Genomic DNA, 12,781 nt, shown 5'->3' on the forward strand with positions numbered 1-12,781 from the left:
AACAATCTTGGTTTCGATTGATTCCAATCTAAAGGGAGAAAAGGATGTCCACTGCGAATGAGCAAGGAAGTCAGCTCAGTAATAAGTCCAACAGCGCGCTCTATGATTGCAACACTTTCAATCCAGAACGCAAAAACTCAAGATTATATAATGAAGATCTTGCCCCGCTACAGCCTGAACAGCGTAATTGGGGCTGGTTTGCGATATTTAATGTTTGGTCCAATGATATTCAGAGCTTATTCGGTTATACCTTAGCGGCCTCCTTATTTTTGAGTTATGGACTGAATGGCTGGTGGGTCATGGCAGCGATTATCTGCTCAGGATTCATCGTCATGCTGATGGTCAACTTGACGGGTAAGCCGAGCGTCAAATATGGCATTCCTTTTCCAGTACTCATACGAGCTAGTATGGGAATCAATGGCGCTAATCTTCCGGCTATATTACGAGCCATTATTGGTATCTTTTGGTACGGCGTGCAGACCTATTTTGCATCCACTGCGGTCGCTATTTTATTAACATTAATGATGGGTAGCTCGGATGCAACCTTTTTGGGCTTAAACGGCACCGCTTGGCTCGCTTTCGTAATCGTTTGGGTGTTTCAGATTTTGCTTTTTTGGGCAGGGGTTGAACCTATCAAGCACTTTTTAAACTGGGCAGGTCCGCTAGTTTATGTGGTGATGGTTATCTTGATGGGCGTAGTCTGGTATCAGTCAGGCTCAGAATTATTACCGGCTATTAACTCCATTTTTGCTAGTGGCAGCGATTATACGGGTAGCTCTTTTCAGGCCTTTACGGCTATCGTTGGTACTATGGTTGCTTACTTTGCCGCAGTGGTCATCAACTTCGGTGACTTTTCACGGTTTTTGCGTAGCGAGCGTGATATGAGACTGGGTAACTTACTCGGTTTGCCGATTAACATGGTGTTTTTCTCCTTCATCGCTCTAGTCATTACCGCAGGTACTCTAGTCTTGTTTGGTGAGGCCTTAACGAACCCGTCAGATATCGTTGATCGGGTGGACTCTTTGCCATTAACTATCGTCGCTGCCCTAACGTTCTTTGCCGCAACCGTCGGTATCAATATGGTCGCCAACTTCATACCACCAGCTTACGACTTGGCCAATCTGTTTCCTAAACATATTAACTTTCGTAAGGGCGGCTTAATCACTGCTGTTATCGCTTTTTTCGTTGGCGCATTGTGGTTATCTTTTATTAGTAAGATCGGCATTGTGGGTTTTGTAAATGCTGTCGGTGCCGTTATTGCGCCCTTCTTCGGAATCTTGGTCATCGATTATTATATAATAAAGCGCCAACAAATCGATATGGATGACTTGTTTTCGGCAAAACCCACAGGCGCTTATTACTATTATAAAGGTTGGAACGTTCGCGGTTTGATCGCCTTTGCTGTTGGCGCTTTATTCTCGCTTGCCACTGTATTGGTACCTTCGCTCACCTCACTTGAAGGTTACGGTTTCTTATTAGGAGCTGCGTTAGGTGGTATCGTTTATTGGCTACTTATGCGTCCCTACGCCGTAAAACCTAATCAAGCATAAGACTTTAGGTAATAAAAACATCTCAACTGAAATAAAGGAATATCGAACATGACTCAGAAAATCACCAGCGATTTTAATCAAGACACCTACCCACGTGACCTAAAAGGCTATGGTGGCAATCCACCACAAGCCAATTGGCCAGGTGGTGCAAAGATTGCTGTACAGTTCGTACTAAATATTGAAGAAGGGGCAGAAAACAGCGTCATGCACGGCGATGGTCAGTCTGAGCGCTTTTTGTCAGATGTTTTAGGCACGCCAGAATTTAACAATCGTCACCAGTCTATAGAGTCTGCATTTGAGTACGGTAGCCGCGTGGGTGTTTGGCGAGTATTAGATGTGTTTAAAGAATATGGCTTACCCATTACTACCTTTACTTGTGCTGCCGCTGCTGAAAAAACACCGCATATCATCGAGCGCGTCTTAGAGGACGGTCATGAAATCGCCAGTCATGGACTGCGCTGGATCACTTATCAATATATGTATCGTGAGACCGAACGTGAGCATGTGCGTGCGGCGACTAAAATCTTTGAGCGGATGCTTGGCGGGCAGCCGCTGGGCTGGTACACTGGTCGTGACAGCCCTAATACCCGCGAGCTGGTAGCCGAGCAAGGCGGTTATATCTATGACTCCGACTCTTACGCTGATGAGCTACCTTACTGGCTCAATGTGAAGGTAGCAGAAGGCAACAAGATTGAGCGCAAACCGCATTTGGTTATCCCTTATACGCTTGAAACCAACGATATGCGTTTTGCTTCAAGCCCTGGATTTACGCACGCCGAACCCTTTTATCAATATCTAAAAGACAGCTTCGATACCTTATACGAAGAAGGCTCGCATACCCCTAAAATGCTAACGATTGGTCTACATTGTCGCATTATCGGCCGTGCTGGTCGCATCAAAGCCCTCAAACAGTTTTTGCAATACATCACCAGTAAACCCGATGTTTGGATATGCCGCCGCGACGAAATCGCTAAGCACTGGTATGAAAACCATCCCGCCACGGCTGATAACACTGCCAACTGGATGTAAACGTGAGCTCAGACACAAATTTATCGCGGCACAAAACCACTAAGGAACATGAATAATGTCAACAAAAAGTACTTATTATGCACCAACTGGCGGATTGCCTCCGCAAACACAGTTACTATCTGATCGCGCTATCTTTACCGAAGCTTATGCGATTATTCCTAAACGTGTACTAACCGACATTGTTATTAGCTACCTGCCGTTTTGGGAAGGAATGCGGATGTGGGTACTTGCACGTCCTTTAAGCGGTTTTTCAGAAACCTTCTCACAATACATCGTTGAAGTAGCACCAAATGGCGGCTCAGAAAAACCTGAGCTAGATGCAAAAGCCGAAGGTGTTGTATTCATCGTTGAAGGTGAAATGGATATGACTATAGAAGGTGAAGCGCATCATCTTGAAGCGGGTGGTTATGCATTTTTACCGCCGGGATGTAAATGGACGCTGAAAAACAATAGCGATAAACACGTTAAATTTCATTGGATCCGCAAAGCTTATCAATTTGTAGAAGGTATTGATGCGCCCGAAGCCTTTGTAACCAGCGATCACGATGTTGAAGCGATTGAGATGCCGGACACAGGAGGCGTATGGGCAACCACTAGGTTTACAGAGCAATCTGATATGCGTCACGACATGCATGTGAATATAGTCACTTTCCAGCCAGGTGGCGTGATTCCATTTGATGAAACTCATGTTATGGAACATGGTTTGTATGTACTAGAAGGTAAAGCCGTATATCACTTAAACGGCGAATGGGTAGAAGTTGAGGCCGGTGATTTTATGTGGCTGCGCGCATTTTGCCCACAATCTTGTTACGCTGGCGGACCTGGTCCATTTAGATACTTACTATATAAAGATGTGAATAGACATATGCCGTTTATTCGCCCAGAACGATAACCCATCCAGAACGATAAACAGTTTAGAGGCATAATCGTTAATTCGAGTATGTCATTTACTCCCAGATGACGGTTTAAGTCGCGTACGGGTTTATGGTAAAGTTGCTGATACTGCCAATTAAACGACTCTACCAATTAACAGACCCTATTAACCCATAGTAAGGTGAATTCATGAGTACTACAATCATAGCCAAACCTTTGACCAAAGCTGAGTTTGCGCCATATGGTAAGGTTATTGAGCCGTACGACAAAGAGCAAGAAACGCCTGAAAATTGTTATGAGATTAATAATGGCTACGCCAAGCGCCATCATGCTATCGCTGAGTCTAAGCTTGATGGTGGCAATGTCGGCATGAGTATTTTCTGTGCTAAAAAGCGCGAATTTCCTATCGCTTTGTCAGTGATGGAATATCATCCGTTTGGTACACAGGCTTTCTTTTCGATGCATGGTCAAGATTATATTGTCGTCGTTGCACCTGCGGGCGAGCCGCCCCGGTCTGCTGATGATTTGACCGTGTTTTATGCCAAGTCTCATCAAGGCGTGCAATATGATGCCAACGTTTGGCATCACCCACTGCTCGCACTTGGTTGTGACTCTGACTTTTTGGTCATTGATCGTATCAATGGCGAAGGCAATAACTGCCATGAGCTTGATATTAATGATTGGCAAGTTCAGATTGAAATTGATCGTGAATCTGACAGCGCAACTAAAAGTGAAATCAACAGTGAGCATAGTTAAGTTTATACTTCGCTGACTCGTATTAACTAAGCATTAGACAATAGCTTTAACATTAAATGAATCATGACACACAAAAGACAGCCCTCAATCGGGTTGTCTTTTCTTATTTTAGTACCGCCTTTGAGAAGTTATATTGCGCTGTTGCTCAGACAGTTTGGACAACTAAAAGCCTTGTAAAACATGGCGACAATTGGACATTAATAAGAGAACGATATGGCAAACACCAGTAGCGTAATGTCAGCGTGGCAATCATGGATAGGTACTATTCAAATTATCACAGCCGCTGTCTGCTGGGGTACTTTAGGGATATTCTCGACCTACCTCAACCAAATCGGCTTTAGTGGCTGGCAAATTACCATTTTGCGCATCGTTACCGCTGCTTTTCTTATCCTTGTCATGCTGCCAAAATTATGGCCACATCTCGTTAAGCTACGTCCAAAGCAGTGGCTTGGACTAGCGCTACAGTCTTTAATTGGCGTGCTTGGTATGTCGGTATGCTACTTCTTTGCCGTTATTTATGTCGGTGCTGGTCCCGCTGTCGCCCTCCTTTATACTGCGCCCGTTTTTAGCTTACTTTTCTCAGCGTTTTTTCTTAGTGAATCCATTACGCGGCAGTCGGCATTCCTAGCACTAATGGCTGTATTCGGCGTCGGCTTAACGATGTTAGGTGAGCAAGCACAAGCCAATTGGGGTATTGTGCTCGGACTGCTATCAGGCGTGTGTTATTCCCTATACGGAGTACTCGGCAAGCGCGCGATGCATTATGCGCATCCTGCCCCTTTGGTATTTTTTACCTCTATTGTCATTAGTGCTGGTGTGCTGCTATTGCTACCTGAAACCTATAACACCTATGAGCAATTATTAACCTTGCCTTTGCTTACTTGGGGCTACGTCTTAGGACTGTCTTTGCTTGGAACAGTCGTACCTTTTGGTCTCTATATGAAAGCGTTGGAGAAGCTACCTGCTACTCGCGCTTCAGTATTTACTATCTTTGAGCCGTTGACTGCTATCGCCCTTGCGACAATGCTATTACACCAATCATTATCGTGGATTCAATACGTGGGCGTGGTATTGATTTTATTGGCGGCTTTATTTAATGCCGTATTAAACGGTACTACCACGCGTGTACCGCGTTGGCTAAGAAGACGGCAAAAAGTTTAGTTTTTATTACGCGCTACTAAAAATTAACGTTCAAAATATTTAGAATACAGCAGCAGCTATTTTTATTAGATTAAAAAAGCCCCAACCATGACATCATAGTTGGGACTTTTTTTTGCCTAAAAATTTTCTTTAGAGTGCTTGAGACTTTGCTTCAAAAAAAATTTACGCGATAGTCGATCCACTGTAAAATAAATACAGCGCTACTGAGATAAATTTTGCGCAGCCTCTGTCTGCGTAGGCACAGCAAGCAAGGAAAAATTATCTCAGTAGCACATTATAATCTTTGTAATGCTTTTATTTAGGGCTGACTATATATAGATTTGATAAATAACTTGGATTACCCTAACCTTATTACTGCACAATACGCTGTAGAAATGCTTGCGTACGAGGGTGCTCGGAGTCTTCAAATAACTGCTTCGCGCTGCCCTCTTCGACCACATAACCATCTTCAATCAAGACGACATGGTCAGCGACATCACGAGCAAAGTTGATTTCATGGGTTACGACAACCATCGTCCAGCCTTCAGATGCCAGTTTTTTCATCGCCTCGAGTACGTCTTGGACCAGCTCGGGATCAAGCGCGGAAGTTGGTTCATCGAACAACAGTAACGACGGCTCAATGGCCAGCGCACGAGCAATACCAACTCGCTGCTGCTGGCCACCAGATAGCTGAAACGGGTAAAGATCCGCTTTGTCCGATAGACCAACCTTCTCTAATAAAACTAAAGCCTGCTCACGGGCTTGTGCTTTACTTTGCCCTTGTACCACCGTCGGCCCAAGCATTAAATTTTCAATCGCTGTCTTATGCGGAAACAAATTATAAGACTGAAACACCATGCCTGATTTACGTTGCAGTGCCAGCAAGGTTTTTTTCTTAGGCTTAGTGCCAAAGTCGACCGTCAAGCTGCCATCATCAAACGCAATGACACCTTGATCAGGAATCTCCAGCGCATTAAGACAACGTAAAAAAGTAGTTTTTCCCGATCCTGACGGCCCTAATATCACGACTACTTGGCCTTTGTGAATGGTCAAATCAATGCCTTTGAGCACTTGATTACTACCAAAGGCTTTGTGAATATTGGTGACTTGAATCATAAAGGTTCCTGTTGTGCGGATAATACTGGCAATATTATAAGGCGTATTTATAAATTATTTAGCGATATAGCGATCAAGACGAATCTCAAGCTTGCCTTGAATAAAGGTCAAGAACAGACAAATACCCCAATAAATAACCGCCGCTTCAGTATAGACCAGCATAAATTCATAATTACGCGCCGTGATAATCTGAGCTTGTTTGAACAGCTCAGTGACGAGTACCAATGAGGCCAAAGACGTGTCTTTTACCAAGCTGATAAAAGTATTGGATAACGGTGGCACTGAAACCCGTAGCGCTTGTGGCAAAATTACATGGCGAAAGGTTTGTAGGTACGTTAACCCTACGGTTGAGCCTGCTTCCCACTGGCCTTTTGGAATAGATAAAATAGAGGCACGCACCGTCTCAGACGCATACGCACCGATATTCAGTGAAAAGGCAATAATCGCAGAAGGGAATGGATCAAGCTTCAATCCAACACTGGGCAAACCATAGAAGATGATAAATAGCTGCACCAGCATCGGTGTACCGCGAATCGCAGACACGTAAATACGGGCAAGTCTATAGATAATCTCGTGAAACCAGCCAGCACGCGGCACGATACGAATTAGTGCTACCGTCAGCGCAATTGCCATACCAATTGCAAACGAGATCAATGCTAGCGGTATCGAATAATAGATACCGCCTTTCAGCATTGGCCAAAATGAATTGATAACAATTTGCGCCCGATCAGGGTCCATAAATGGCAATAATGCCAGTAGTTCAGCTAGCACTGACGTGATAGAAGCTAGCATTATTTTTGTTGACTTATATCAGCACCAAAGAACTCTTCGCTAAGTTTGGTTAGCGTCCCATCGGCTGCTAATGCTGCCATTGCTTCGTCTAATTTTGCGACGACGGCTTCATCGCCTTTAATCAAGACTAATCCTGAACCAGTTTGCTCACTGGCCGGTGCAACCAATTTAATCTCAAGCGCGCTGTCTGGGAATTTTTTTAGATAGTCTAATATTGCAAGGTTATCGTTCATTGTAAAGTCAGCACGATCTTGTTTAACCAATTGAATCGCTTGTGCCATGCCATCAACAGGAACGACTTCTGCGCCATAGCGTTCTGCTAGCTCACCATAGTTACTGCTGAGCGACTGTGCTGAACGTAGACCTTTTAACGCTTCCCACGAGCTATAGCGATTGTCATCAGTTGGCGCTAAAACCACAGCGCCTGACCAGCTGTAAGCTTGAGATTTGTCATATTTTGCTAAACGCTCAGGGGTAGTTAGACTGACTTGGTTGGCGACCATATCAAAACGTTTTGAGTCCAGACCTGCCAGCATGGCGTCCCACTGAGTTTCTTTAAATTCAACATCAACGCCTAATTTATCAGCGACTGCACGCGTTACTTCGACATCATAACCCGTCAGCTTTCCACTCTCATCATGATAAGTGAATGGTGGGTAGGTGCCTTCGGTACCGACGTTAATAGTGCCGCCATTATTGATACGTTGTAGCAAATCAGAACCGGCAGTCTCAGCACTGTCGGTTGCATTGGTTTCAGCTTCATTAGTAGTAGACTGACCACAAGCGGCAAGCAATACAGTACTGGCGGCAAGGGCTAAAAGATTACGACGTTTCATAAGGCGTCCTTATAAGATGAATGGATAATGCAAAAATGTATAAGGCAAACAAAGTTAAATAAAACTATATAATATGAATATCACAATAAAACATGTGCACTGCAATATTTGCTTTGGTTGCCCGATTTGAGGATATTGTTTGTGTCTTTCAATACTATTTTATATTATTTTTCTTTTATGAACTTTTAACAAAAGAATTCGATGTAGCAGAATCAAAGTTAATCCATACTATTTAAACGGCGTCTAGCTCATATACTATCGCAATTTGGCAAGAATAACCGTACAAAAACAGTGAGCACGCGTAAGATTGTTAAAGTTTGCCAGAGAATTGATAGCGATCGCCTGCATGCCACATCTTGACAAAGGTCAGTACCTTCCCTGCCGAATAAGTTTGACGACGTAGCACTAACGTCGGTGACTGCGGTGCAATCTGTAGGGCATCAGCGATCTCATCAGGTGCTGCTAAGGCTCGAATGGTATAGTTACCGCGCTCAAGTGGGCTTTCGGCAATGAGATAATCGCTAGTATTTACCACACTAAAATCTTGCTCGATAAACTCTGGTACTTTTGTCGCATCCACCCAACGCTCTTCAAACTGTATCGGCTGACCGTCAGCGAAATGAATGATTTTTACTTCATATAAAACAGCCGGCTCAGTGCTATTAGTATTGCTATCAGTGTCCTTTGAATCATCACCCTTAGAATTAGAAGATACAACTGCTTCATCAATACCAAATTTACGGCGCATCTCATCATCTAACATGCTCGCGGTAATAGCGCGTTTGCTCACCACTTGTGCCTGATAGTCGCGATTGGCCGACTTTAAATCTTGAGCGATATTGCGCACTTCTACAAAGGTATGATTGAACTGCTGCTGTGCGACAAATGTCCCCGACCCTTGCCGACGCTCTAATACCCGCTCTTCGCTTAATTCTTTTAAGGCGCGGTTTACTGTCATTCGCGATACGCCAAACTCTTCCGCCAACGCCATTTCGGTAGAGATAGCTTCGCCCGCCTGCCATTTTCCAGAATGGATATTATCCAATATTGCGTTTTTAATCCGCTGATATGCTGGAACTGTTTTTGTCATGTCACTCTTCACCTTTGTCATGCTCATCTTTAACCGTCGACTTCAACTATACAGGTATGCAGCTATAAAAGTGCTGACATAATATCATGACAGTTATCATAATCACCATGAGAACAGCCTATCAAACAAAGCAACTTCATAAATAATTTAACTATTTATAAAAAAATGCTTGCATGAAAAAATAATCTTTGATAATTTGTATATACAACTTATTGACAATACCAAATAATGTTAATAGTAAATCGTATAGATAATCACAAGGACATGATCATGACTACCGATAATGGAATGAGCAACAACGGAACCAGCAACAATAATGAATTTACGCGTCGTGATGAGAGTCGTAATATTGCTGCGCCGACTGGCAGTACGCTCAATTGCAAAAGCTGGCTGACCGAAGCGCCTTATCGCATGCTGCAAAACAACCTACACCCTGATGTGGCCGAAAACCCAAAAAGCTTGGTTGTGTATGGCGGTATCGGACGTGCAGCCCGTAACTGGGAAAGCTATGATCAAATACTCGCGTCACTCAAAGAATTAGAAGACGATGAGACCTTATTAGTGCAATCAGGCAAACCAGTTGGCGTCTTTCAAACTCATGAAAATGCGCCACGTGTGTTGATTGCCAACTCCAACCTTGTCCCGCGCTGGGCAACGTGGGAGCATTTCAATGAGCTTGATCGCAAAGACCTATTTATGTACGGCCAAATGACTGCCGGTAGCTGGATTTATATCGGCACTCAAGGCATCGTCCAAGGCACTTATGAAACTTTTGTCGAAGCCGGTCGCCAGCATTATGATGGCAGCTGGGCAGGACGTTGGATTTTGACCGCTGGTCTTGGTGGTATGGGCGGCGCACAGCCATTAGCCGCGACCTTTGCCGGCGCAACTTCTTTAAACATCGAATGCCAACAGTCTAGTATTGATTTCCGTTTGCGTACTGGTTACGTCGATAAGCAAGCAGACGATCTTGACCATGCTTATGAGCTGATTAAACAACATACGGACGCGGGTGAAGCCGTCTCAATCGCGCTACTTGGTAATGCGGCGGATATCTTGCCTGAGATGGTTAAGCGTGCCAATGCAGGCGAGATAAAACCTGATTTGGTCACTGACCAAACCTCCGCTCATGACTTAATCAATGGCTATCTGCCAAGTGGCTGGACAGTTGAAGAATGGAAAGCGGCACAAGAAAATCCGGACCAACATGCCGCATTAACCAAAGATGCCGCCGAGTCTTGTGCCGTACACGTGCAGGCCATGCTAGATCTACAAGAAATGGGTATCCCAACGACTGATTATGGTAATAACATTCGTCAAGTTGCCTTTGATGAAGGGGTGAAAAATGCCTTTAATTTCCCGGGTTTTGTCCCTGCTTATATTCGCCCGCTGTTTTGCCAAGGCAAAGGCCCATTCCGCTGGGTAGCATTATCAGGTGATCCAGAAGATATCTACAAAACCGATCAGAAGATTAAAGAGCTGTTTCCTGAAAATCAGCATATTCATCGCTGGCTAGACATGGCAAAAGAACGCATTCAGTTTCAAGGCTTGCCAGCGCGTATCTGCTGGTTAGGCCTTGGTGAACGTGATAAAGCAGGCTTAGCCTTTAATGAGATGGTTAAAAATGGTGAATTAAAAGGTCCTATCGTTATCGGTCGTGACCATTTGGATACTGGCTCTGTTGCCAGCCCAAACCGCGAAACAGAAAGTATGAAAGATGGTTCAGATGCGGTATCTGACTGGGCGTTATTAAACGGCATGCTCAATGTCGCAGGCGGCGCCACTTGGGTGTCATTACATCATGGCGGCGGTGTTGGTATGGGTTACTCGCAGCACTCTGGCATGGTCATCGTCGCTGATGGCACAGATGCCGCTGCCAAGCGCTTGGCGCGAGTACTGGTCAATGATTGCGGCTCAGGTGTGATGCGTCATGCGGATGCAGGCTATGAGCTGGCCATCAAAACAGCAAAAGACTATGGCTTAAATCTGCCGATGATTAAATAGCTTGCCCTTGTCCTTATATGCTCAAATGATATAAGGACATCATCAACACTTTATCAAGGACGATAATATGTCTGAACGTGATATTTTGCCCCCAGGTAGCTCTTTGCCTAGAACGCCTCTAGACAGTCCAGCACCTGCTAGCCCGCCGCCTGAAAAGCTGCTGTCCAAACCTGTAGCGCTGATACAGCTAATCGTATTTAGTGCTATTGGTCTGGTGATGTTCTTTGTACCCTTCACTATTGGTGAAAAGAGCACCATTTTATTTGATCACGGGGCAACTTATCTAGTCACTCAGCAGCACACCCTTGCGGTATTTTTACTGTTTTTACTGATGATTTATGGTGTTGGCAAACCCATTTACGATGGTTCATGGCGTAAAAATATCACCAATATGATATTAACCGCCTTTAAGATTATCGGGCTGGTACTCGCCATCATGTATATCACTGATATGGCGCCTGCTATCATCATGGAAAAGGACATGTTGCCGTTTTTGTTTGAAAAACTGGCATTACCAGTCGGCATGATTGTCCCTATTGGCGCATTAATCCTCGCTTTTTTGCTCGGTTTTGGCTTGCTGGAGATGTTTGGAGTACTCATGCAGCCTATTATGAAGCCAATTTGGAAAACACCCGGCTCATCAGCGATTGATGCGGTCGCCTCTTTTGTTGGCAGTTACTCTATTGGGCTGCTCATTACCAATCGGGTCTTTCTGCAAAATCAATATTCGGTTCGTGAAGCCATCATTATTGCTACTGGTTTTTCTACGGTGTCGGCAGCGTTTATGGTCATCGTTGCTAAGACCCTTGGTCTAATGGAATTTTGGAATCTGTTTTTTTGGTCGACACTGATTATTACCTTTATTGTCACCGCCATTAGTGCACGTATTCCACCTATTCGAGGTTTTGATGATAGCGTCGAGCGTCCAAACTTGGACCACCAACAAGGTAATCGCTTAGCAGCAGCGTATCATTTGGGACTGGCTACTTCGCGCCGTGCGACTGACCTCAAACAAATTATGTGGTCGAACTTTCGCGATGGGGTGACGATGGCGGCAGCGATTGTACCCTCGATTATTGCGGTAGGGTTAACGGGTTTATTACTAGCCAAATATACGCCTGTCTTTGATGCCTTGGGCTTGCTCTTGTATCCATTCACTTGGGTAACCGGTATGCCTGAGCCACTAGTTGCTGCCAAAGGCATGTCAGCGGGACTGGCTGAAATGTTTTTGCCTGCCCTCTTGCTAACGGAAGCTGAGATCTTGACCCGCTATGTGGCAGGAGTGGTTTCGATTAGTAGCGTGCTGTTTTTTTCAGCGATGATTCCTTGTGTATTGGCAACTGAGATTCCGCTGTCAGTACCTAAGATGGTCATTATTTGGTTTGAGCGAGTGGTGCTTAGCATTCTAATCGCTGCACCTTTTGGACACTTAGCGATATATTTGGGCTGGATCAGTTAGACCGACTGAAACAAGCAGGATTGGTTAAGAAAATTTAAACAGCATAGCTTTTAACTGTTTATAAACAACAAAGCATAAACTAAAATGTATAGACAACAAAAAATACAATTAATATAGCTCATAAAATTAGGATAAC

The 12,781-nt window shown here is 44.4% G+C and carries 11 protein-coding genes; 7 read left to right on the forward strand and 4 right to left on the reverse strand.

The window, feature by feature from the left end:
• The first annotated feature begins 44 nt into the window (after positions 1–44).
• From AK825_RS10235 to AK825_RS10255, 5 genes are all read left to right on the forward strand, one after another.
• On the forward strand, positions 45–1,550 hold the full coding sequence (locus AK825_RS10235) for an NCS1 family nucleobase:cation symporter-1 (RefSeq protein ID WP_068036973.1): 1,506 nt from the start codon (positions 45–47) through the stop codon (positions 1,548–1,550).
• Positions 1,551–1,598: 48 nt separating this feature from the next.
• Entirely contained in the window at positions 1,599–2,579 is a 981-nt protein-coding gene (gene puuE, locus AK825_RS10240; RefSeq protein ID WP_068036975.1) for an allantoinase PuuE, read from the forward strand.
• A 55-nt stretch (positions 2,580–2,634) separates the two neighbouring features.
• Positions 2,635–3,471 (forward strand): bifunctional allantoicase/(S)-ureidoglycine aminohydrolase, encoded by an 837-nt coding sequence (locus tag AK825_RS10245; RefSeq protein ID WP_068036978.1) that lies wholly within the window; start codon positions 2,635–2,637, stop codon positions 3,469–3,471.
• A 170-nt stretch (positions 3,472–3,641) separates the two neighbouring features.
• Positions 3,642–4,208, forward strand: a complete 567-nt coding sequence (locus tag AK825_RS10250) for an ureidoglycolate lyase (RefSeq protein ID WP_068036981.1) — start codon at positions 3,642–3,644, stop codon at positions 4,206–4,208.
• A 213-nt stretch (positions 4,209–4,421) separates the two neighbouring features.
• A complete protein-coding gene (locus AK825_RS10255) occupies positions 4,422–5,369 on the forward strand; it encodes an EamA family transporter (RefSeq protein WP_068036984.1) in 948 nt (315 codons plus the stop codon).
• Positions 5,370–5,720: 351 nt separating this feature from the next.
• Here AK825_RS10255 and AK825_RS10260 read toward each other — a convergent pair whose 3' ends face one another.
• The 4 genes from AK825_RS10260 to AK825_RS10275 all read right to left on the reverse strand — a co-directional run bounded on the left by AK825_RS10260 (position 5,721) and on the right by AK825_RS10275 (position 9,182).
• Positions 5,721–6,464, reverse strand: a complete 744-nt coding sequence (locus tag AK825_RS10260; protein WP_068036988.1) for an amino acid ABC transporter ATP-binding protein — start codon at positions 6,462–6,464, stop codon at positions 5,721–5,723.
• 54 nt (positions 6,465–6,518) lie between these two features.
• On the reverse strand, positions 6,519–7,256 hold the full coding sequence (locus tag AK825_RS10265; RefSeq protein WP_068036991.1) for an amino acid ABC transporter permease: 738 nt from the start codon (positions 7,254–7,256) through the stop codon (positions 6,519–6,521).
• Positions 7,256–8,092 (reverse strand): amino acid ABC transporter substrate-binding protein, encoded by an 837-nt coding sequence (locus AK825_RS10270; protein WP_068036993.1) that lies wholly within the window; start codon positions 8,090–8,092, stop codon positions 7,256–7,258. The genes AK825_RS10265 and AK825_RS10270 overlap by 1 nt, the downstream gene beginning before the upstream one ends.
• 310 nt (positions 8,093–8,402) lie before the next feature.
• Entirely contained in the window at positions 8,403–9,182 is a 780-nt protein-coding gene (locus tag AK825_RS10275; protein ID WP_227514056.1) for a UTRA domain-containing protein, read from the reverse strand.
• Positions 9,183–9,470: 288 nt separating this feature from the next.
• Here AK825_RS10275 and hutU point away from each other — a divergent pair, with 288 nt between their 5' ends.
• Both hutU and AK825_RS10285 read left to right on the forward strand, forming a co-directional pair.
• Complete coding sequence (hutU, locus tag AK825_RS10280) at positions 9,471–11,186, forward strand: urocanate hydratase (RefSeq protein WP_203226541.1); 1,716 nt, start codon at positions 9,471–9,473, stop codon at positions 11,184–11,186.
• A 67-nt stretch (positions 11,187–11,253) separates the two neighbouring features.
• The gene (locus tag AK825_RS10285) at positions 11,254–12,645 is read left to right on the forward strand and encodes a YjiH family protein (protein ID WP_068037001.1); all 1,392 of its coding nucleotides are present in this window, start codon (positions 11,254–11,256) and stop codon (positions 12,643–12,645) included.
• Positions 12,646–12,781: the final 136 nt, after the last annotated feature.

Origin of the sequence: Psychrobacter sp. P11G5 (assembly GCF_001593305.1) — a bacterium.
In the GTDB taxonomy this organism is placed as follows: Bacteria; Pseudomonadota; Gammaproteobacteria; order Pseudomonadales; family Moraxellaceae; genus Psychrobacter.